Annotated in this window: 15 protein-coding genes; 9 read left to right on the forward strand and 6 right to left on the reverse strand. The window is 67.8% G+C overall.

Annotated features, from left to right (window positions below; genetic code table 11):
• Positions 1–35: 35 nt before the first annotated feature.
• Both eda and C1924_RS00175 read right to left on the reverse strand, forming a co-directional pair.
• A complete protein-coding gene (gene eda, locus C1924_RS00170) occupies positions 36–674 on the reverse strand; it encodes a bifunctional 4-hydroxy-2-oxoglutarate aldolase/2-dehydro-3-deoxy-phosphogluconate aldolase (protein ID WP_108763533.1) in 639 nt (212 codons plus the stop codon).
• Positions 661–1,680 carry a sugar kinase gene (locus C1924_RS00175; RefSeq protein WP_108763534.1) on the reverse strand — a complete coding sequence of 340 codons (1,020 nt, stop codon included), beginning with the start codon at positions 1,678–1,680 and terminating at the stop codon, positions 661–663. The genes eda and C1924_RS00175 overlap by 14 nt, the downstream gene beginning before the upstream one ends.
• 285 nt (positions 1,681–1,965) lie before the next feature.
• Here C1924_RS00175 and C1924_RS00180 point away from each other — a divergent pair, with 285 nt between their 5' ends.
• The 3 genes from C1924_RS00180 to C1924_RS00190 all read left to right on the forward strand — a co-directional run bounded on the left by C1924_RS00180 (position 1,966) and on the right by C1924_RS00190 (position 12,030).
• Complete coding sequence (locus C1924_RS00180; protein ID WP_108763535.1) at positions 1,966–4,728, forward strand: TonB-dependent receptor; 2,763 nt, start codon at positions 1,966–1,968, stop codon at positions 4,726–4,728.
• Between the two features lie 225 nt (positions 4,729–4,953).
• Positions 4,954–8,136, forward strand: coding sequence for a TonB-dependent receptor (locus C1924_RS00185; protein ID WP_108763536.1), 3,183 nt, complete (start codon positions 4,954–4,956; stop codon positions 8,134–8,136).
• A 75-nt stretch (positions 8,137–8,211) separates the two neighbouring features.
• Complete coding sequence (locus tag C1924_RS00190; protein WP_108763537.1) at positions 8,212–12,030, forward strand: LamG-like jellyroll fold domain-containing protein; 3,819 nt, start codon at positions 8,212–8,214, stop codon at positions 12,028–12,030.
• 180 nt (positions 12,031–12,210) lie between these two features.
• Here C1924_RS00190 and C1924_RS00195 read toward each other — a convergent pair whose 3' ends face one another.
• The 4 genes from C1924_RS00195 to C1924_RS00210 form a co-directional block, all read right to left on the reverse strand.
• Complete coding sequence (locus C1924_RS00195; protein ID WP_108763538.1) at positions 12,211–12,798, reverse strand: cysteine dioxygenase family protein; 588 nt, start codon at positions 12,796–12,798, stop codon at positions 12,211–12,213.
• Positions 12,799–12,917: 119 nt separating this feature from the next.
• A complete protein-coding gene (locus tag C1924_RS00200; protein WP_108763539.1) occupies positions 12,918–13,775 on the reverse strand; it encodes a rhamnogalacturonan acetylesterase in 858 nt (285 codons plus the stop codon).
• 1 nt (position 13,776) lies between these two features.
• Complete coding sequence (locus tag C1924_RS00205; protein ID WP_108763540.1) at positions 13,777–15,402, reverse strand: carboxylesterase family protein; 1,626 nt, start codon at positions 15,400–15,402, stop codon at positions 13,777–13,779.
• Positions 15,399–16,439, reverse strand: coding sequence for an alpha/beta hydrolase (locus tag C1924_RS00210; RefSeq protein WP_108763541.1), 1,041 nt, complete (start codon positions 16,437–16,439; stop codon positions 15,399–15,401). The genes C1924_RS00205 and C1924_RS00210 overlap by 4 nt, the downstream gene beginning before the upstream one ends.
• A 156-nt stretch (positions 16,440–16,595) precedes the next feature.
• On the opposite strand from C1924_RS00210, the gene C1924_RS00215 reads away from it, so the two are divergent.
• The 6 genes from C1924_RS00215 to C1924_RS00240 are packed head-to-tail and all read left to right on the forward strand — an operon-like array spanning position 16,596 to position 23,065.
• On the forward strand, positions 16,596–17,423 hold the full coding sequence (locus C1924_RS00215; protein WP_108763542.1) for a 2-keto-4-pentenoate hydratase: 828 nt from the start codon (positions 16,596–16,598) through the stop codon (positions 17,421–17,423).
• 40 nt (positions 17,424–17,463) lie between these two features.
• Positions 17,464–18,465, forward strand: coding sequence for a TRAP transporter substrate-binding protein (locus tag C1924_RS00220; RefSeq protein ID WP_108763543.1), 1,002 nt, complete (start codon positions 17,464–17,466; stop codon positions 18,463–18,465).
• A 10-nt stretch (positions 18,466–18,475) separates the two neighbouring features.
• The gene (locus C1924_RS00225; protein ID WP_108763544.1) at positions 18,476–19,006 is read left to right on the forward strand and encodes a TRAP transporter small permease; all 531 of its coding nucleotides are present in this window, start codon (positions 18,476–18,478) and stop codon (positions 19,004–19,006) included.
• A gap of 3 nt (positions 19,007–19,009) precedes the next feature.
• Positions 19,010–20,293 (forward strand): TRAP transporter large permease, encoded by a 1,284-nt coding sequence (locus C1924_RS00230; protein WP_108763545.1) that lies wholly within the window; start codon positions 19,010–19,012, stop codon positions 20,291–20,293.
• A complete protein-coding gene (pelA, locus tag C1924_RS00235; RefSeq protein ID WP_254051184.1) occupies positions 20,293–21,444 on the forward strand; it encodes a pectate lyase in 1,152 nt (383 codons plus the stop codon). The genes C1924_RS00230 and pelA overlap by 1 nt, the downstream gene beginning before the upstream one ends.
• A 28-nt stretch (positions 21,445–21,472) precedes the next feature.
• Positions 21,473–23,065, forward strand: coding sequence for a family 43 glycosylhydrolase (locus tag C1924_RS00240; RefSeq protein ID WP_108763547.1), 1,593 nt, complete (start codon positions 21,473–21,475; stop codon positions 23,063–23,065).
• Positions 23,066–23,080 lie beyond the last annotated feature (15 nt).

A 23,080-nucleotide genomic window follows, 5' to 3' on the forward strand; every position in this document is an offset into this window, starting at 1 on the left:
AGCAGTCGAGCAAGCTCGACTCTACGAGGAGCAGGTCAGCCGGCCAGCACCGCCGCTTCGCGTGCCAGGCGTTCGATGCTGTCCCAGTCGCGCGACTGCATCAGGGCCGCGGTGGTCAGCCACGAACCGCCCACGCACAGCACGTTGGGCAGGTGCAGGAACTGCGGTGCGGTCTGCGCGCTGATGCCACCGGTCGGGCAGAAGCGCACATCGGCGAACGGGCCGTGCCAGGCCGACAGCAGCGGCGCGCCGCCGGACTGCACCGCCGGGAAGAACTTGAACGTGTCCAGACCGTGTTCCAGGCCGAGGATCAGCTCGGAGCCGGTCGCCACGCCGGGCAGGTAAGGCAGGTCGGCATCGCGCGCGGCGGCGTACAGCGTCGGCGTCGCACCCGGCGACACCGCGAAACGCGCACCGGCGGCCTTGGCGGCCTGCATCTGCGCCGGGGTCAGGACCGTGCCCGCACCCACCACCGCATCCGGCACGGCCTCGACCATGGCCTTGATCGCTTCCAGCGCACGCGGCGTACGCAGAGTGACTTCGATCACCGGCAGGCCGCCGCGGAACAGCGCCTGGGCCACCTGCACGGCGTCGTCGACGTCATCGGGGGTGAACACCGGAATCACCGGTGCAAGTTTCAGTACCGCACGTACGCGCGGATCAGCGCCGGACATCGAATCGCTCCTCGCCCACCAGGGCCAGTACGTCAGCTTCGCTGACAGGGTTGAAATCGCCGGGGATCGAGTGCTTCAGCCCCCCGGCGGCCAGGCCGAACCGCACGGTGGCGTCGGCATCGAAGCCGGACAGGATGCCATGCAGGATGCCCGCCGCGAATGCATCACCCCCGCCGATGCGGTCGACGATGCCCTGCAGCTGGCGCACCGGCGCCTGCGCACGGGTGCCGTCGCGGCCCAGCAGCAGCGCGCCCAGCGCATGGTGGTCCACGCTGAGGGTCTGGCGCTGGGTGCAGGCCATCCACTGCAGCTGCGGGAACGCGGCGAATGCCGCTGCGGCCGCTGCCTCGACCTTGTCTACCACGTCGGTCTGCGCGAAGCGCTGGCCGAGGATGACTTCGATGTCGCGGTAGTCGGCGAAGACGATGTCGGCCTGGGCGAACAGTTCGCGCAGGATGGCCTGCGCATCGCCGCCCCAGCGCTGCCACAGCTTCGGCCGGAAGTTGCCATCGAAGGACACGCGCACGCCCAGTGCACGTGCCGCGCGCGCCGCCTCCAGCGTGGCCTGGGCGACGTCGGGGCCCAGTGCCGGGCTGACCCCGGACAGGTGCAGCCACTGTGCGCCCTGCAGCAGCACTGGCCAGTCGTAGTCGGCGGCGGTGCTGCGCGCGAACGCGGAATCGGCGCGGTCATAGACCACTTCGCTGGCGCGCTGCACCGCGCCGGTGGTCAGGAAATACAGGCCCATGCGGCCCTCGGGATCCTGCCGCACGCTGCGCGTATCGACCCCGTGCCGGCGCAGTTCACCCAGCACGTGGGCACCCAGCGCGTTGCCGGCCACAGTGCTGACCATGGCCACCTCGTGTCCAAGGCAGGACAGCGAGACACCCACGTTCGCCTCCGCCCCGCCCACGTGCACCTGCAGCTGCGGCGACTGCATCAGCAGTTCGCGACCCGGTGCGCCCAGGCGCAGCAGCAATTCCCCGAAACATACGACACGACCCATTTCCGCTCCCTTACGCTGGCCGCCAGCAGGTGCTGCTGGGCGGCGTGGAATCGCGCCACGCATCCGCGCGGCGGTTGACCATCGGTGTCATATGAAAACCGACCGGCCTTGGACACAGCCTAGCAAACTGTCGGAAGCATTGTCCCGCAAGCGTCTTGGAGACATTACAAGTCTGTTGCGGTGCAAGATGCCGCCGAGGGAGCGTGCTGCTACCGTCGGCTCTGACCAGCGGTGTCATTCCGCTGAAACACTCGCGAGACCAGACCTTTGGGAGAGGGGAAAGGCATGCATTCTCGGAACCACGCAAAAAAGACACCGGTTACCTTGCTCGCCATGGCGGTCAGCCTGGCCCTGTCGGCCGGCGCTGCGGCCCAGCAGCAGAGCGAGGCGCCCAGCGCCACCAACCTGGATACGGTGAATGTCACCGGCTACCGCGCCAGCGTGGAAAAGGCGCTGGACATCAAGCGCAGCGAATCCGGCGTGGTCGACGCCATCGTGGCCGAGGACATCGGCAAGTTCCCCGACCTGAACCTGGCCGAGTCGCTGCAGCGCATCCCGGGCGTGGTCATCACCCGTGAAGCCGGCGAAGGCCGCAACATTTCGGTGCGCGGCCTCGGCCCGGACTTCACCCGCGTGCGCATCAACGGCATGGAAGCGCTGACCACGGTGGGCGCCGGTGACCAGAGCGGCGGCACCAACCGTGGCCGCGGCTTCGACTTCAATGTGTTTGCTTCGGATCTGTTCTCGCAGCTGATCGTGCGCAAGACCGCCTCGGCCGACGTGGAAGAAGGCTCGCTGGGCGCCACGGTCGACCTGCGTACCGCACGCCCGTTCGACTACGACGGCTTCACTTTCGCCGCCAGCGGCCAGGCCAGCTACAACGGCATGGCTGAAAAGGCGGACCCGCGCCTGTCCGCGCTGATCTCCAACACCTTCGCCGATGGCACGTTCGGTGCGCTGCTGTCGGTGGCCTATTCCGAGCGCCAGGCGCTGGAAGAAGGCTCCAACACTGGTCGTTGGGCCAACGGCCCGAGCAACGGCAATTTCTCCGCGTCCTCGCCGTTCACTGCCGCGCGTGCCGCCGATGTCTTCCACCCGCGCTTCCCGCGCTACGTGCAGATGGAACACGAACAGAAGCGCCTGGGCGTGACCGGTTCGCTGCAGTGGAAGCCCAGCGACGCCACCGAGATCTCGCTGGATGCGCTGTACTCGAAGATCGATGCCACCCGCGATGAGCAGTACATCGAGGCCATTTCCTTCAGCCGCGGCACCAGCACCACGCCGCGCCTGGTGGGCAAGCCGAACACCATCGTCAAGAACGGCGAGATCCGCGACAACGCGCTGCTGTATGGCGAGTTCGACAACGTCGACATCCGTACCGAGAACCGCCACGACGAGTGGAGCACCGAGTTCAAGCAGCTCAGCCTGAACGGCCAGCACCGCTTCGGCGATGATTTCACCCTGTCCGGAAAGGTCGGTATCTCGCGCTCCAAGCACGAGAATCCGGTGCAGACCACCATCATCATGGACAAGTACGATGTTGATGGGTACAGCTACGACTACCGTGGCAACAGCCGCTTCCCGGTCATCAACTACGGCATCAACCCGACCGATCCCAGCGGCTGGGAACTGGCCGAAATCCGCCTGCGTCCGCAGTATGTGGACAACGATTTCGACACGGGGCAGCTCGACTTCAACTGGAACATCAGCCCCGGCTTCCGCCTGAAGGGCGGCGTGCTGGCCAAGGACTACAGCTTCAAGACCACCGAACTGCGCCGCGCCAGCGAACTCGCCGTGCCGAACTTCGCCGATGGAACGAAGGTCGTGCCGGTGGATCTGACAACCCAGGCCGGTCTGAAGGGCATCCAGGGCAGCCCGTCCAACTGGGTGGTGCCGGATCTGGATGCGATTGCCGAGCAGTTCGACATCTACAGCAACAGCGGCACCTTCGCGGTCGCTCCGCGCGCCAACAACGTGCGCAGCGTGGAAGAGAAGGACCGCGGCGCCTGGTTGATGGGCGAGTTCTCCACCGACCTGGGCTCGCTGCCGCTGTCGGGCAACTTCGGTGTGCGTTACGTGCGCACCAAGCAGTCATCCACCGGCCTGTCGACGCTGTCCTCCGGCACGGCCCAGACCACGGTCAGCCGCACCTACGACGACACCCTGCCCTCGTTCAACCTGGTGGCTGAAGTCACCCCGGACTTCCTGATCCGCCTCGGCGCCGCCAAGGTGATGAGCCGTCCGGGCCTGGGCAGCCTGACCCCGGGCGCGACCGTGGCCGTGGCCGGTGGTGCACGCACCATCTCCAGCGGCAACCCGACCCTGGACCCGATCCGCGCCACCAACGTCGACCTCGGCTTCGAGTGGTACTTCGCCGAAGGCGCGATGGCCGGCATCGGCCTGTTCTACAAGGACATCGAGAGCTTCGTGCAGACCACCCGCGAAGTGCGCCCCTTCAGCGACAGCGGCCTGCCCGAATCGCTGCTGGCCGGTACCGGCGCCTCGGCCAGCGATGACTTCACCTACACCCGCCCGGTCAACACGCCCGGTGGCGAACTGCACGGCGTGGAAGCGAACTACACCCAGCCCTTCAGCTTCCTGCCCGGCAAGTGGTCGAACCTGGGCGTGCAGTTGAACTACACCTGGGTGGAATCGAAGATCCAGTACCTGAACTCCGCAGGCCAGCCGGTGATGAAGACCGACCTGACCGGGCTGTCCAAGTCGTCCTGGAACGCGACGCTGTTCTACGAAGGCGAAACCTTCGCCGCGCGCGTCTCGGCCACCAACCGCGACGACTACCTGACCCAGGCACCGGGCCAGGAAACCGGCTTCAACCTGGATGGCTACCACGGCATGACCGGCACGACGGTCATCGATGCCTCCATCCGCTACACGATCAGCAAGCAGCTGGAGCTGAGCCTGGAAGGCATCAACCTGACCAACGAAGCGTCCGACGAGTGGGTGTACTCGCCGCTGACCGGTCGCCTGCCGCTGCAGTACACCGAAACCGGCCGCCAGTTCCTGCTGGGCGTGCGCTACAAGTTCTGACCGTCACCGCGGCGGCGTGGCAGCACGCCGCCGCACCTCCAGTGCAACGAAGCCACGCCGCCGCAGCTGCTGCGGCGCAAGATGCCGCGCGCCATGCGCTTTGTTACGTTCACGCGTGACCCGCGGTGTCAGCAAGTCGTTGCACCTGCGTCGTGCCGGAGGAGGCCGGTACGCACGCTACAACGCCTTCGCAACGCTTGAGGACACCCTGGGAGGGGTTTACAGATGGATTCGTCGCTCGCGCTTCACTGCGGCCGCGCGCCGCTCACCGTGCTCGCCCTGTCGATCGGACTGGTGCTGAGCCACGCTGCCCATGGGCAGCAGACCCCGGAAGCGGCTGCCGCCGGCTCCGATGCGGTCGACCTGGACAAGGTGGAGGTCAAGGCCACCTATCGCGAAAGCCTGCAGCAGTCGCTGGACGAAAAGCGCTACAGCGTCGAGCAGGTCGATGCGATCTACGCCGAGGACATCGGCAAGTTTCCCGATCTGAACCTGGCCGAGTCGATGCAGCGCATCGCCGGTGTCTCCATCGACCGCGAAGGCGGCGAAGGCCAGCAGATTTCCGTGCGCGGCCTCGGCTCGGATTTCACCCGCGTGCGCATCAACGGCCTGGAAGCCCTGTCCACGGCCGGCAGCGGTACCACCGGCGTCAACCGCAGCCGTGGCTTCGACTTCAACACCTTCGCCTCCGAACTGTTCAGCCGGGTCAAGGTCAACAAGACCCAGTCGGCGCAGATGGATGAAGGTTCGCTCGGCGCCACGGTCGACCTGCGCGCGTCGCGGCCGTTCGATTTCGACGGCTTCCAGGCCTCGCTCAATGGCCAGTATGGCTACAACGAACTGTCGCGCTCGAAGGACCCGCGCGTCTCGGCGCTGCTGAGCAATACCTGGGCCGATGGCCGCTTCGGCGCGCTGATGTCGGTGGCGTGGAGCAAGCGCACGATCTTCGAGGAAGGCTACAACCCGGTCCGTTGGGAACACGGCAACTACCGCAACTCCAACCAGGCCAACGCCGCCAACAACGGTACCTATGGTTTCTGCAGCCCGGCCGGCTATGACCCGCAGACGCCGCGCAACCCGGCTGCCAATGAAACCGCGCAGGGCGTGGGCAGCGCCGCCAACCAGGCGCGCAGCAACGGCTGGGGCAGCTACGGCATCGACGCGACCCATTGCGGTACCGGCATCGACCGCCCCGAAGCGACGGCCGAAAACATCGCCGCGTACGAAACCGCCACCAATGCGTGGATCCCCCGCTACCCGCGCTACGTCCGCACCGAGCATGAGATCGAACGACTGGGCGTCACCGGTGCGCTGCAGTTCCGCTTCAGCCCCGACAGCCTGCTCAACCTGGACCTGATGTACTCGAAGCTGGACAAGGACCAGCGCGAGGACTCCCTTGGCGCCAACCTGCACCGCACCGCGCAGTACGGCGGCAAGACCCAGATCGTGGTGCGCGAAGCACAGGTCGACGCGCAGAACCGGCTGGTCTACGGCGTGTTCGACAACGTGGACTTCCGCACCGAATCGACCGCCATCGAAGAAAGCACCGAGTTCAAGCAGGTCAGCCTGAACTTCGAGCACCGCTTCAACGATGCGGTGCGCCTGGATGCGCTGGTAGGCCATTCGGCGTCCAGCTTCGAGCGGCCGGTGTTCTCGATGGTCAGCTTCGACAACAGCAATCTGGATGGCTTCGTGCTGGACATGCGCAACGGCGCCAGCATGCCGTCGATGACCTTCCCCTTCGCGCTGGGGGATGCGGCTTCCTGGCAATGGCTGGGCTACGGCACCGCACCTGTGAATGCCAACGGCACTGCCCGTGGCGGCAACATCAGCGAAGTGCGTCTGAACCCGCAGTACGTCGACAACCAGTTCGACACCGCCAAGGTCGACCTGACCTTCAACCTCTCGCCCACCTTCACCCTGCGCGGCGGCCTGGCCTACAAGGACTACGGCATGCGCACGCAGGAGTACCGCAACATCAGCTACGGCCGCATGTCGCAGGCGCTGCCCGACGGCGTCGGCGTGGGTGATCTGTCCACCACCCTCGATGGCTTCGGCAAGGGGCTGGACGGCAGCACGCCAGGCAGCTGGCTGATCCCCGATTTCAACCGCATTGCCGAACTGCTGGACATCTACTGCAACTGCAACACCGGCACGCTGGGCGGTGACTACCGCCTGGCCGGGGTCGGCCACTTCGGTGCATCGAACAACAACTTCGATGTGACCGAAAAGAGCTACGCCAGCTATCTGCAGCTGGATTTCAACACCGAACTGTGGGATCGCCCGTTCCGCGGCAACCTCGGCCTGCGCTACGTGCGCACCGAGATCGACGCCAGCGGCTATGCGCCGTGCCAGGCCGCCAACAGCAGCGATCTTTCGGCGGCCTGCGAACCGTTCCTGGGCGTGGCCAGCGCCACCGCCGATGCCGGCGAACGCCTGCTGGTGGCCACCACCGTCGGCCATCGCTACGACGACTGGCTGCCGTCGCTGAACCTGGCCTGGGACCTCACCGACAGCGTGGTGCTGCGCTTCGGCGCGGCCAAGACCATGGCCCGCCCGACCCTGTCCAACCTGTCGCCCAGCGTCAGTGGCGGCCCGACCAGCTTCCTTGACGAGGACCGCTACTACTCGATCAACCTGGGCAACCCGAAGCTGGATCCGTTCCGTTCCACCAACTACGACCTGAGCGCGGAGTGGTACTTCCAGGAAGGTGCGCTGTTGTCGGCGGCGGTGTTCTACAAGGACATCGAAACCTACGTGCAGCGTACCCGCCTGCTGACCACCTGGGGCGACATGGGCTATTCGCTGGACCTGCTGCCGGCCGGCTTCAGCCCCAACACGCTGTTCAACGTGCAGAGCTACTTCAACACGCCCGGTGGCCCGTTGAAGGGCTATGAGCTGACCTACCAGCAGCCCTTCAGCTTCCTGCCCGGGTTCTGGAAGAACTTCGGCATCCAGCTGAACTACACCCACGTCGACTCGAAGATCAAATACCTCTTCAGCTCCGGCAGTGGCGACACCATCGTCACCACCTACACCGAGAACGACCTGCTGAACCTGTCGCCGAACTCGTACAACGCCACCCTGTACTACGACGACGGCCGCTTCAGCGCACGCGTGTCGACCAGCTACCGCGATGCCTACATCAACCAGATCCTGACCCAGGAAAGCGTCTGGGACCTGGACGGCAACCAGTACGCCACCGCCGACGTGACCGGAAAGTACAGCGTGGAAAACGTGGATTTCAACATGTCCTGGAAGTTCAACAAGCAGCTGACCGTCAGCTTCGAGGCGATCAACCTGCTGGACAGCGCCGACGAACGCTACGTCGATTCCGCGCTGTCCCTGCCCGACCGCTATACCCACACCGGTCGCCAGTACTACCTGGGGCTGCGCTACAAGTTCTGAGCGCACGCCCTGCCCTGCTGTACCGCACCGCCGCCATGCCGCTGCACCGTCGAATGCTGCTGAAAGGAAGGTTCCATGCAACGTACCGCTTCTGTCCTGCCCCGCCCGCGTCGCCGCCTGCTGGTGGCCGCGCTGTCGATGGCCGCCGCGCTGCCCGCGCTGGCTGCACCCTCGCCGACGCTGCTGTTCCACGTTGACGCCAACCAGGGACTGACCGCCATCACGGCGCAGGGCGAAGCGGTGCCGAACTTCCGCGACAAGGCGGCGGTGGTTGATGACGGTGCACGCGGCAAGGCCATCCAGTGGGAAGACGATGGTGTGCTGGCCTGGGATGCACCGGGCAACATCCTGGCCCAGCGCGGCACCCTGGCCTTCGACTGGCGGCCGCGCTATGCGGTGGGCGAAGCGCCGTTCGTGATCTTCCGCGTCGGCTATGCCGACCACAGCAGCTGGGACATGGCGTGGCTGCGCATCGACTGGAACGGCCACGGTTTCGATGCCTTCGTCACCGATGCCAACCTGGCACGTACCCGTGTGTCGTTCCGCATGGACACGCCGCCGCGGCCGGACCAGTGGCTGCACCTGGCCTTTGCCTGGGACGAGGACCAGGGCGTGCGCCTGTCCGTCGATGGCCGCGAAGTGGCGCGCGCGCAGGCCACCGGTGATTACGATGCGGCGCTGGACCAGCTCGGCCTGGCCGGGCGGGTGATGGCGCCCTACCAGGTGCAGAGCCGCTACAACTTCCTGCGCGGCAGCGATTTCCAGCACATCCGCGTGTACGACCGCATGCTGGATGGGCCTGCGGTACAGGCACTGGCAGGCGGCAGGGCTCCGGCCAGTGCAGTGGCCCCGGCCACCGACGAGCGCGCCTGGCGTCATCGTTTCGGCTGGGAAGGCGCGGCACCGCCGGCCCTGGCATCGGCTGGCACGCGCATCCGCAAGATCGAGTTCGCCGACACCCGCGACCTGAAGGCGTGGATGTGGAAGGCCACCGATGGTATCGCCGAAACCACCTGGCCCGGCGTCTACAACCGCTCGCGCCTGCCCGGACGCAACGATTACTTCCAGCTGCCCGACTGGAACACCTATGTGGAAAGCGGCCAGCACCTGGACCTGAGCCTGCCGGCCGGCGAGACGGTGAACCGCATGGAGATCCGTGGTGCGGCCTTCGGCACCCTGGCGCACGGGCCCGATGCCGCGCACGCCACCCAGGTGCTGGCCACCCGCCCGCGCGGGGTGGTACGCAGCGTGCAGGACATTCCAGCGCAGCAGGGCGGCGTGCTGCGTTTCAGCAATGTCGAACAGGAAACGCCGATCCAGGAGATCTGGGCCTACAACGTGAGCGAAGGCGCCGAGCCGGAGGGCACGGTGAAGCAGACCTACGTGATCGACAGCCAGGCGCTGCCCGACTACACCAACCTCGATGCACTGCGGCAGTACATAGAGGGCCGCTTCCCGGCCGCCGAGCGCAGCACGGTGATGGCCCTGCCCAAGGGCGCAGGCTCGCGCCGCCGTGGCGCCGACAGCCTGCCCGCGCAGCCGCGGCCGATCGTGCACGTGCTGATTCCTTCAGGCGTGGGCGACGCACCGGCCAACCAGCCGTTGATCCGCAGCTGGGCCTACAGCTGGGAGAACATGCATGACGGCCTGGATGGTGTGGCCATCGACCTTCCCGCGCTGGACCTGCCGGCCACGCACGATGGCCTGATCCCGCTGAACATCCGCATCAAGGATCCTATCTGGCCGGCACGCGACATGATCGATGTCTCGGTGTCGGTGCAGCCGGGGCAGAAGCGCACGCTGTGGCTGGATCTGCGCGACCGCATCCTTACCCCGGACAGCCTGTGGCTGAGCATCGCCTCGGCCGCGCCGGGCTTCGACGCCGCCGCGCTGGACGGCGCGCAGATCCGCCTGGTGTTCAAGCCACGCGCCGACGCGCTGAAGGAACACGTCGCCGACCGCTTCAACCAGGTGCGCGACAACTGGGGTTTCCTGGTGGAAGAGCACACCACCTCCAAGCGCCAGCGCCTGTATGCGCGCGTGTATGCCGACCTCAGCGACCTGCTGCGGGTGGACCCGGACCACGAGCTGGGCCGCCTGTACTGGAACTACATCAGCTACAACAGCCAGGGCCGCCCGCCCTATACCGCACCTGCCGTGCCCAAGGGCGTGCCGGCGTGGGCGTTCAACCAGGTGCAGGACCTGGCCCAGGTGCGGCAGTTCGTCGACTGGTGGATCGACGAGCGCCAGGTGGCCTATGGCGATTTCGGTGGCGGCATCTCCGATGATTCCGACCTGACCCAGCAGTGGCCGGGCCTGGCGCTGATGGGTGTGCAGCCGGATCGGCTGAAGGCTTCGCTGACCGCCTTGTCCGATGCGGTGTACCGCAATGGCATGTTCAGCAACGGCCTGAGCACCATCGAGACCGACGAGCTGCATTCCTACGAGGAAGGCATCAACACCAACAGCGCCATGCTCTACCTCAACTGGGGCGACCCGCTGACGCTGGAGCGCCTGATGGAAACGGTGAAGGCCTTCGACGAGCGCATCATCCTGCGCAACCCGCAGGGCAACCTGCTGTTTTCCAGCAACTGGTTCGGCGGCAACAAGGTCTACCGCGAGCCGAACTGGCAGTGGCAGAAGCCTTACTCCTTCCCGGTGCTGCACCCGGCGTTCCTGCTGGGCCAGTACAACGCCGATCCGACCGGCCGCAAGCTGGTGATCGGCCTGGCCGACGGCTACCTGGCCCATGCGGGCACCGATGAGAAGGGCCGCTTCACTCTGCCCAACGAAATCAACTGGGCCACCGGCGCCACCCGCGGCGGCGAGTTGAACAACGGTTCGGGCAGCGGCGACATCATGCATACGTTCTGGGCCGCGTGGCGCTGGACCGGCGATGCGAAGTACCTGCAGGCGCTGGACTATCGTGTGGCGCGTGGCGGGCCAGGCGCGCTGGCCAACCTGGGCGAGAACTATGTCGAAGTGCTTGGCAGGCAGCAGGACTGGTACCCGACCCTGACCGCCGAGGCCGATGCCGGAAAGACCGGCTTCGCCAGCCTGATGGCCTGGCAGGCCAGCGGCGATACGAAGTACATCGATGCGCTGCACGCCGATGGCCGGCAGGCCAAGGTGCAGCGCGCCTACATGAACACCGAAGGCCACTGGTGGTCCGACCGCGTGGAAGCGCCCAGCGAGTTCCTGCAGCGTGCCCGCCTGGGCGGCATCGCGCTGAAGCGCAACCAGAGCTGGCCCGGTCATACCGTCAGCTGGCGTTTCGACCGCGATGGCGCCGCCGAACAGGTGGCCCTGCTGGTGCACGCGCCCTCGCGCGAACGCTTCACCGTCACCAGCTACAACCTGGGTGCCCGCGCGATCGGTGCCGACATGACCGGCTGGAATGTGGCCAGCGGCACCTGGCGCGTGCGCAGCGGCGTGGATGCCGATGGTGATGGCCGGATCGACGGCACACCGGCCGAACGCACCGTGCAGCTGGAAACCAGCGTGTCGGTGCCGATGCAGTTCCGCCCGGGGCGTACCGAGGTGTTCGAGTTCGAGCGCATCGCGGCCGGTAGCCCGGTGGAGACCCGTGCGGACCTGGGCATCGGCCGCGGCGATGTGCGTGTGGACGGGCGCCAGGTGCATGTGACCGTGCACAGCCTGGGCCACGCCGGCAGTGGCGTGGGCGTGGCCGTGCTGGAAGACGCGCGTGGCCGCGAGCTTGCCCGCACCGAAGTGCCGGCCATGGCCGCACCGAGCGATCTGCAGCCGAAGACGGTGGGGGTGTCGCTGCCACTGCCGGCCGGTGACCGCAGCGGACTGCGCGTGCGCGTGGCGCTGGCCGACGGCGGTGAGGAAGTGACCCGGTTGAACAACGTGGCCGACGTGCCGCGTTGAGGGCGCTGCGTGCGCGCCATCGCCCTGGCTTCCGTAGCGTCGAGCTTGCTCGACTGCTCGTTGCATAGCGCAAACAGCAGTCGAGCAAGCTCGACGCTACCAGGAGCTCAGCGCACACATGCCGCGTTGATGGGCGCCCGCATCACCGCGTAGCGCCGGGCCACACCCGGCGGGACGCGGTCACGCCGCGTCGGTCTCCATCAGCTTCACCCGGCGCTGGTACCAACCATCGCCCTGCGGGTCGAACACCGCACTGCGTTCCATCACGCCCTGGTACACGTGCACCGACACCGCCACGTCCACCTCGCTGGCGTTGCGCAGCGTGTGGTACTCGTGCGGCGGGATCAGGCTGCCGGCACTGCCGCGGTAGCCGTACAGCGCTTCCTGCGCGGCGAAGCGGTGGCGTTCACCACGACGCTCCAGCAGCGCGTACGGGGTGACGATCAGTTCCCCCTGCCAGACGCCTTCCACGCACCACATCGCATCGTGGTCATGCAGCGGCGTGCCCTGCCCCGGCCCCCAGCACATGGCAATGACGCTGTAGCCCAGCGTCGGGCTGCGGTGCAGTTCGCGGCGGGCGTAATGACCGTCCACCGGGCGACGCACGCACGGCGGCAGCTCGATGAGTGGATCGATGATGGCTTCGCGCAGCACCTTCTGCAGGGCCTGGGTGATCAGTGGCGGATCGGCCAGGCAGACCGCGCCGTCGATGGCCGCCAGCAGGCGTTCCCGGCCCGTGAACGGCAGTGATGTGAATGTCGCTCCCATGAGGGCCAGTCTAGGCGAGCGGGGTTAACAGAATGTTTGCAGACCCTCTTGCGGTCAAAATCGAGCTGATTGCGACAAAATTCGACGTAAATCGCAGCATTTGCGCGACGATTGCGACGTCATGGCAGCAGCACTGCACGCAGTTCCGGCACCTCGCGGGCCAGTTCGGTCGCCACCAGAGTGGCGAACACCTGTGCACCTGCGTCACCCAGGTGGGTGTAATCAAAGGCCCGCTTGGCCTGTCCCATCGGTTCCAGCGCTGCGTTCTGTGCCGCTGCCGTGGCGCCGGCCTGTACCGGGCTGGCGCCAACCGTGGTGCCGTCCAATGCGCTGGCCACCTGCGCCTGGGTGGCCAGCGCCTGCGCCAGCTGCATCGCCGGCACCGGCCCCAGCGCCTGTACCAGCGCGCGGCTGCGCGCGTGCAGATCGACCAGCGGTACCCGTAGTTCGCGCGCTACCGTGCGCACGCTGTCGGCCCACGGTGCGAGGTCATCCACCAGGGCGCCATCAACGAACTGGCGGCGGGTCAGTGGCGTCAGCAGCACCGGCTTCGCACCGGCCGCACGCACCTGCTGCACGTAGCGGCGCAGGTTGTCGGGGAACTCATGCTGCAGGTCGGTCGAGCGCCCCGGCTTGCCCGGCTGGTCGTTGTGGCCGAACTGGATCAGCACCCAGGTGGCGGCATAGCCCGGTGTGCGCATCTCCGCCTCGACCAGCGCCCACGAGCCCTCGGCGCGGTAGTTGTACGTGCTGCGCCCACCGCGCGCCAGGTTCAGGCAGGCGGCGAACGAGGTCACGTGGTCGGCGCAGAAGCGCGGCCCCCAGCCGCCCTGCACGGCGGTGGTGGAATCGCCTACCAGCACGATCTTGCTGGCGCGGATCGGCGTGGGTGCAGGACGATCGCTGATGGAAGGATCAACCGTGGCGTGCGCGGCGCCGGCCACGGTCAGTGCAAGCAGGACAGGCAGCAGGCGCATCTCAGGCGGTACCTCGTTGCAGGAAGGGAACGCGCTGGTAGAGCTCACGCTCACCGCCGCGCGGGTCGTCGGCGGCGCGGCTGCGCACGTCGAACAGCATCGTGCGGCGCTGCGGCAGGGTGTATGGCGCCCACTCCGCCAGCCCGCCGTGGTTGGGATCGCCGTGGCGGGCGAAGGCGATCAACGCATCGCTCATGACGGCCGCCACGGCGCGTGCCGCCTCGCCGCCCCCGGTGCGCGCCGTGGGCAGGCCGGCGTTGTCGAACACCAGCGGAATATCCAGGGTATGGAAGGCGCGCAGGCGCCCATCGTCCACCGGCGAAGGCCAGTCGAGCTGGTAGGCCCAGGTGGGTGCTGCCGTGGCGGGCTGCCGCGCGCGCGCTTCCAGCTCTTCCACTGCACCGCGCCAGGATCGCCCGGCCGTGGTGGCCGCGAAAAATACCTCCGATGGCGTGTAGTGCGGATACAGCCGACGGTAGTGCTCGATCACCACCGACGGCAGCAGGTCAACGAACTGCTGTTTTTCCAGTTGTGCCGGCAGGGTGGTCCAGTCCAGCGCGAAGTTGGCGGGGTCGTTGCCGAGGAACGCCCGGGTTTCATCGTGGGTGTTGCCGATCACCATCGGGATGGCTGCTGACTGTGCAGGGGCCTGTGGCCAGAACGGATGTACCGGCAGTACGACTTCGTCCAGCACCGGCCCGAAGTACAGCGCGGTGTCCTCCACCCGCGAGGGATCGCGGGCGCGGGTGGCCGCCAGCAGGTCGGCCATGGGCAGGCGCAGCAGCGTGGCCAGGTCCGGTGCACGAACGGCGTCCATCGCCACCGCCGCACGCTGTGCCGCCGCGCGCGGGCCGGCGGCGGTGACCTGCTGACCGCTCATCGTCCATGCGCGCTGGAACAGGCCGCGTGCCGCCGGCATCGCCATCAGCGTGGCGATCTTGGCGCCGCCGCCGGACTGGCCGAACACGGTGATGTTGCCGGGATCGCCGCCGAACGTTGCGGCATGTTCGCGCACCCATTGCAGCGCCTGCACCAGGTCCAGCTGGCCGACATTGCCGGACATCGCATAGCGCGGGTCACCCAGCGCGCCCAGGTACAGATAGCCGAAGGTGTTCAAACGGTGGTTGAGGGTGACCACCACCACATCGCCGCGCCGGCACAGCGCGCCGCCGTCGTAGAGCGGATCGCTGCCGGAGCCGTTGTTGAAGCCGCCGCCGTGGATGTAGACCAGCACCGGCCGGCGCGCACGCGCATCCAGTGCCGGCGTCCATACGTTGAGGAACAGGCAGTCCTCGCTGCCGGGCCCCTCCGCCCCGCCCTGCGGTGCGGCGGCGCCATGGTCCAGCGCGTCGGCGATCCCGTGCCAAGGGGCCTCGCGCCGCGGTGGCTGGAAACGGTAGCCGGCTGTATCCGCGCCATAGCGCAGTCCACGGAACACCAGCACGCCCTGTTCGCGCTGGCCGCGCACGCGACCACCGCGGACCCGCGCCAGCACCTGGGTGTCATCGCGCGGCCCGGGGGCCGCCAGCGCCGAGGGCAGAGCCGCCACGGTGGCCGTGGCCAGTGCCCAGCGCGCGCTGTCGCGCAGGAAGCGGCGGCGCTGCAGATCGTCCGGCGCAGCGTTCATCGGCTACCCTGGGGTCGGATCCCCTCTCCACCGGAGAGGGGCTCTGACCCCATCTCCGCCCCCTTCTCCTTAGCCGCCAGCCACGCCTCCGCCAGCAGCGGCCACAGCGCCAGCGTAGAACCCGCCGGCACGCGCATGCCGAAGCCATGCCCGCCGTGGGCGAACAGATGCAGTTCGTGCTCGACCCCGGCGTCGGCCAGGGCCGCTGCCATCCGTTCGCTGTTGTGCACGCTCACCACGCGGTCATCGTTGGCGTGCACCAGCAGCGTCGGCGGCATGTCCGCGCGTACCTGCTGCTGCATCGAATACTGTGCTGCCAGCGCCGGGTCCGGATGGTCGCCGAGCAGCCGCCCGCGTGAGCCGCTGTGCGCATGCGCGCCCATGTCGATGACCGGATAGACCAGCACCGCGCGCGCCGGGCGTGCACTCAGGCGGTCGATGCTGTCGCGCGCCGGGTACACCTGCGCATCGAAGCCGGTGGCCAACCGCGCGGCCACATGGCCGCCCGCGGAAAAGCCCATCACCGATACGCTGTCGGCATCCAGGCCGCGCCGTGCAGCCTGGTCGCGCACGACCCGCAGCGCGCGCTGGGCATCGGCCAGCGCCGCCTGGCGGTCGCGGCCGGGCTGCGGCAGGCGGTAGCGCAGCACGAACAGGGTGTAGCCGGCACGGTCCACCCATTCCGGCAACAGTGCACTGTCTTCCTTGTCGATCACCACGCGCTGGTAGCCACCACCGGGAATCACCAGCAGGGCGCGCCCGTTCGGCTGCGCCGGTACATGCACCAGCAGATAGGGCGCATCGATCTGGTCGACATAGCGGTCAGGGTGGGCCGGGTCACGGCTGCGCTCGACCACCCGTGCCGGCCGTGCCGGGCCCTGCTCGCCGGGGACCTGGCCGGCGGGCCACAGGGCGATCTGCTCGCCGGCCAACTCCTGCCCGGGGCGTTCGTTGTCGCGCAGCGGCGCGGCGGGGGAGATCAGCGGCAGGGCCAGCAACAGCCCGGACAACAACAGCACGACAGGACGCAGACGCATGGCAGGCAACGGCTCCGACAGGACGGGGACAGGGTGCCCGGTGCATCCGGTGGCAGCACGTGATGCGCTGCGGCTTGCACGATGACACCGGTTTACCATATACACCTCCTGCAGACGCTGTCGATGGGCAGTGCAACAAACACAGGGAGACCGTTCTTGAGCAACGAACACGGCACACATGGGCAGACGCCGCCGCCGGACGATGCGGCCGCGATCGCCCAGGCCTTCACCACCGCCCGCCGCGCCGGGCAGTCACTGGCCGCATTCCCGGGCGACATCCCGGACACCCTGGTCGCCGCCTACCAGGTGCAGGACCTGGCGATCGCTGCCTGGGATGACCAGGTGGTCGGCTGGAAGGTGGGGTACATCGCCGCCGAGCGCCGTGACGTGTCCGCGGATGACCGCCTGCTGGGCCCGGTTTTTTCCCGTCAGCTGAAAAATGCTACCGGTGGAACAACCGACATTCCGGTGTTCGTCGGCGGCTTTGCCGCGGTCGAAGCGGAGTACGTGCTGGAGCTGTTGGAGGACGCTCCCGCCGGACAACTGCACTGGTCGCCGGAACAGGCCGAGGCCCTGCCCGCACGCCTGTACATCGGCGTGGAAGTGGCCAGCAGCCCGCTGGCCACCATCAACGAACTCGGTCCACGCGTGGTGGTGTCCGACTTCGGCAACAACAACGGCCTGGTGCTGGGGCCGGAGATCGTCGACTGGACCGCACGCGATGAAACCTCGCTGCGCGCCGAGACGCTGATCGAAGGCGAAGTGGTCGGCACCGGCGGCGCCACCCGCCTGCCCGGCGGCCTGCGCGCTGCGTACGCCTTCGCGCTGTCCCGTTCGGCCCTGCGTGGCCGGCCGTTGCGCAAGGGCGACCTGATCGCGACCGGCAACGCCACCGGTATCCATGACATCACCGCCGGGCAGACCGCGCTGGTGCGTTTCGCCGGCTTCGGCGACATTGCCTGCCGGGCCGTGCCAGCGGGATGACCGCGGGCCTGCCCTGGTGAACACGCGCGGGAGGGCGCAGATGATCACACGACGTAACTTCCTGGCCGGTGGCGCTGCTGCCCTGGCCACGCCCATGCTCGCGGCCTGTGGCCGTGGGCCGGCCGCTGGCGTGGACGGCGGCACGCTGCTGACCGCCACCGACGTGCACGTGGCCGACTACCCCACCGTGACCGCGGTGAAGTGGATCGGCGAAACGCTGGAGCGCGAGACCAATGGCCGCCTGCGCCTGCGCCAGTACCACTCGGGCCAGCTGGGCCGCGAATCGGAAGCGATCGACATGGCCCGCTTCGGTGCCATCGACATCACCCGCGTCTATGCCGGTGCGCTGAACAACGCTTTCCCGCTGACCCAGGCGCTGTGCCTGCCCTACGTATTCAAATCGGTGGCGCACCAGCGCGCCGCACTGGATGAGGGCGTGGCCGAGTCGGTCCTGCGGGGCTTCGAGAGCCGCGATCTGGTCGGCCTGGCGATCTACGATTCCGGCGCGCGCTGCTTCTACAACACCAAGCATCCCATCGTTGCGCCAAAAGACCTGCACGGTCTGAAGCTGCGCGTGGCCTCGTCGGACATCTTCATCCAGCTGATGCGCCTGCTTGGCGCCAACCCGACGCCGATGTCGCTGGGCGATACGTTCTCGGGCATGGAAACGCACATGATCGACGGTGCCGAGAACAACATGCGCAGCTTCCACTCCAGCCGTCATTTCGAGGCTGCGCATTACTGGTCGCAGAGCGATCACTCCTATGCGCCCGACGTGCTGCTGATGTCGCGCGCCAGCTTTGAACGGCTCAGGCCCGATGACCGCCAGCTGCTGCTGCACACCGCCCGTGCTTCGGTGAAGGTGATGCGCGAGCACTGGGACGCCTCGGAAAGCGCCGCGCGCCGTGCCGTGCTCGATCTCGGGGTGAAAGCAAACGAAGTGGACATGCCCGCCTTCCGCGCCGCGGCCCAGCCGCTGCTGAAGCAGTACCTGCAACAGCCGGATATCGCCGCGCTGGTTGATCGCATCCGCGCTGCCTGAGGACCCTGCCATGACCGAGACGACGACGCCCGCCGCCGGGCCTGGACAGCGCCTGCTGGACCGCATTGCCGACATCGCCATCTACTGTGCCGTCGCCGCCCTGCTGGGGCTGGTGGTGGTGCAGGGCTGGCAGGTGTTCGCCCGCTATGTCATCAACGATTCGCCCAGCTGGACCGAGCCGGTCACCCTGCTGCTGCTGGCCACGGCGATGAGCCTGGGTGCGGCCTGCGGCGTGCACACCAACCGACACTTCGGCTTCTTCCTGCTGCATGCGTACATGAGGGCCGGCCTGCGCCGCGCCGTGGACGTCCTCATCCAGCTGGTCGTGGCCGTGCTGGGCGGTTTCATCGCCTTCTGGTCGGCCGACCTGCTGCTGGACGGGCTGGACATCAAGGCTGCCGGTGCGCTGCTGCCGCAGAGCATCAACTACCTGCCGCTGGCTGTGGGCGGTGCGCTGATGGTGCTGTTCGCATTGAACCGTGCGTGGAAAGCGCTGCAGGCCAGCGACGCTGGCAGCGAAGACGCTGAAGGAGATCGTTGACCCATGGGCATCACCATTCTGTTCGCTGTATTCGGCGTGCTGCTGCTGCTCGGCGTGCCGGTCGCCTACGCGCTGGCCGCCGCCGCGCTGGCCACCCTGCTCTATCTGGACATTCCTACCATCGTACTGGTGCAGCAGATCTCGGCCGGTACCGGCTCAGCCTCGCTGATCGCCATTCCACTGTTCATCTTTGCCGGCGAGATCATGATGCGCGGCGGCATCTCCGAACGCCTGATCGCTTTGGCCTCGTCGCTGGTCGGCCGCCTTCGCGGCGGTCTCGGCCAGGTCTCGATCCTGTCCTCGCTGTTCTTCGGCGGTGTGTCCGGCTCGGCCATCGCCGACGTCTCGGCGGTCGGCGGCACGATGATCCCGCAGATGGTCAAGCGCGGTTATGACCGCGATTTCGCCGTCAACGTCAGCATCACCGCCGCGCTGGTGGCGCTGCTGGTGCCGCCCTCGCACAACCTGATCCTGTTCTCGGCCGCGGCCGGCGGCGGCCTGTCCATCGCCGATCTGTTCGCCGCAGGCATCGTGCCGGCACTGCTGATGACCGTCGCTCTGATGCTGACCGGCTATGCCGTGGCGCGCCGCCGCGGCTACGGCGTGGAAGTGTTCCCCGGCTGGCGCGCGGTGCTGCTGCGCATCGTCTCCGCCCTGCCCGGCCTGGGCCTGGTGGCGCTGATCTTCGTCGGCATCCGTGCCGGCATCTTCACTGCAGTGGAAAGTGCGGCCATTGCCGTGGTCTACGCCCTGCTGGTGACCACGGTGCTGTACCGGCAGCTGCGCTGGCGCGAGTTCTTCGACACGGTCATCCATGCCGCGCGCAGCACTGGCGTGATCCTGTTCGTCATCGCCACCGCGGCGGTGTTCGGCTGGCTGCTGGCCTACCTGCAGGTGCCCACGGCTGCAGTGGACTTCCTGCAGTCCTTCGCGCACAGCCAGTTCATGGTGCTGCTGATGATCGTGGTGATGCTGCTGCTGCTGGGCACGTTCATGGATCTGGCGCCGATGATCCTGATCTGCACGCCGATCTTCCTGCCCGTGGCGAAGGCCTACGGCATCGATCCGATCCACTTCGGCCTGGTGCTGGTGCTGACCGGCGGCCTCGGCCTGGTGACGCCGCCGGTAGGCTCGGTGCTGTTCATCGGTACCTCCATCGGCAAGATCACCGTGGGCCAGAGCATGCGCACCATCTGGCCGTTCTGGTTCGCCGCGCTGGCGGTGCTGCTGATCGTCACCTTCTTCCCGCAGCTGTCGCTGTGGCTGCCGGCTGCGCTGCGCGCGTGATGCGGCGTCGCGCGCTGCCGCTGCTGCTGGGACTGTGCACGGCCGCCACGGCGGCCGATGCCGCGCCGCCGCTGGATCCTGCCATCCCGGCCATTCCGGTGGGCAGCTTCAATGACGGTGTGAACCACTGGCGCAGCGGCCATGCGGACGGCTACGCGCGGCTGCAGCCCCGGCAGTACCGGCAGATCGCCGACAACCTGCTGTTGCTGCAGCGCCACTCCGGTGGCTGGCCGGTGAACCAGGATCCGCTGCGGATACTGGATGCCGCCGCCCGCGAGGCCGCACGCAAGGCCCAGGACGAGCCCGGCGGCAGCTTCGACAACCGCACCACCTACACCCAGGTGGATTACCTGGCGGAAGCCTTCACCCGCAGCAGGGATATGCGCTACCGCGATGCTGCCCTGCGGGGGCTGGATTTCATCCTCGACCAGCAGATCGCACCCTGTGGCGGTTGGCCGCATTCGGTACCGGCGCGCACCGACTACCACGACCGCATCACCTTCGCCGATGACGTGACCAGCGGCGTACTGGCTACCCTGCGCCAGGTGCAGGTCGCACCGCGCTTCGCCTTTGTCGATGCGGCGCGCCGCGCGCGCGTGGCCACGGCGGTGCAGCGCGGCGATGCCTGCCTGCTGCGACTGCAGGTGCGCCAGCAGGGGCAACCGACGATCTGGGCCGGCCAGTACGATGCCACCACCCTGCAGCCGGCACCCGGACGCAGGTTTGAACTGGCCGCGCTGGTGACCGACGAAAGCGTGGACGTGGTGCGTTACCTGATGTCCATTCCCGATCCCTCGCCCCAGACCGTGCAGGCCATCGAAGGCGCACTGGCGTGGTTCCAGGCCAATGCCCTGCATGGCCTGCGCCTGCAGACCTTTGGCGCTCCGGCCGAGCAGTTCGCCCACCACCGCAGCACGGTGGACCGCCGCCTGCTGGCAGACCCTTCCGCACCGCTGTTGTGGGGCCGCTTCCACGACCTGGCCGACAACAGCGTGGTGCTGGCCAACCGCCAGGGCGAACGCCTGCAGAGCTACGACCAGGTCGGCCGCGAGCGCCGCACCGGCTACCACTGGTACGGCACCTGGCCCCAGGCCCTGCTCGACCGCGACGCGCCGGCCTGGCGCGCGCGTACCGGGCATCTCGCCCCCTGAATCCGCATCCGCACCACGGAGGACTCCGATGCTGTCCAGCACCGCCCTGAAATCCCTGTTGGCCGCCACCCTGCTGCTGGCCGTGCCCGCCCTTGCCTGCGCGCAGGTACAGGCGCCTTCCACGGCGTGGAAGCGCGGCATCGAGAACCAGCGCCAGGCCGACCTGGGCGATGGCACCTTCCTGAACCCGGTGTTCGCCGGTGACCGGCCCGACCCGTCGGTCCTGAAGGACGGCCAGGACTACTACCTCACCCTGTCCTCGTTCGATGCCTACCCCGGCCTGCCGATCTGGCATTCACGCGACCTGGTGAACTGGCAGCCGCTGGGCCATGCGATCACCCGGAACGTGGGCGCGATCTGGGCGCCGGACATCGTCAAGCACCAGGGCCGTTACTACATCTACTTCCCGGCCCGCACCGGCGAACACCGCAGCAACTTCGTGGTCTGGGCCGACAGCATCAAGGGCCCCTGGAGCGAGCCGATCGACATCGGCCTGGGCGGCTACATCGACCCCGGCCACGCCGTGGGCGAGGACGGCAAGCGCTACCTGTTCCTCAGCGGTGGCGACTACGTGCAGCTGGCCGACGATGGCCTGAGCGTGGTCGGCACCCCGAAGCACGTCTACGACGGCTGGAAGTACCCGCAAAGCTGGGATGTGGAGGCCTATGCGCAGGAAGGCCCGAAGATCCACTTCCGCGATGGCTGGTACTACATGACCACCGCCGTAGGCGGCACCGCCGGACCGCCGACCGGGCACATGGTGATCACCGCACGCTCGCGCTCGATCCACGGGCCATGGGTGAACGCACCCAACAACCCGATCATGCGCACGCAGTCGGCCGCCGAGCCGTGGTGGTCGCGCGGCCATGCCACGGTGATCGAAGGCACCGACGGGCGCTGGTGGATGATGTACCACGGCTACGAGAACGGGTACTGGACGCTGGGCCGGCAGGCGCTGCTGGAGCCGATCGAGTGGACCGACGATGGCTGGTTCGTGGCCAAGGGCGGCGACCTCGGCCAGCCGCTGCGCAAGCCGTCCGGGGAATCGGTGGGCACCCACGGCATGGCCCTGTCCGATGATTTCCGCGGCAAGGCGCTCGGCCCGCAGTGGTCGTTCTTCAACCCGGCCCAGGATGAATACCGGCGGCTGGGCTTCAGCGGCCAGGGGCTGGTGCTGCAGGGCAAGGGCCAGACCCCGCGCGACAGCTCGCCGCTGACCGCCATCGCCGGCGACAAGGCCTACCAGTTCGAGGTGGAGATGGATGTCGCACCGGGCGCGGTCGGCGGCGCCCTGCTGTTCTACAGCGACCGCCTGTACGTGGGCGTGGGCAGCAACGGCGAGAAGTTCATCATGCACCGCTATGGCGAGGAACGCCCCACCCGCTTGGCGCCCAGCGCAAAGGGCGGCAAGCTGTGGCTGCGGGTGACCAACAACCGGCACATCGTCACCTTCCATTCCAGCACCGATGGCCAGCGCTGGGAAAAGTACCCGGTTCAGATGGAAGTGTCCGGTTACCATCACAATGTGGCGGGCAAGTTCCTGGCACTGAAGCCGGCGCTGTATGCGGCCGGCGACGGTGCGGTAACCTTCCGCAGCTTCCGCTATCGCGCGCTGGATTGAGCGCGCGCTGGAATC

This window comes from Stenotrophomonas sp. ESTM1D_MKCIP4_1 (genome assembly GCF_003086895.1).
Lineage (GTDB): Bacteria > Pseudomonadota > Gammaproteobacteria > Xanthomonadales > Xanthomonadaceae > Stenotrophomonas.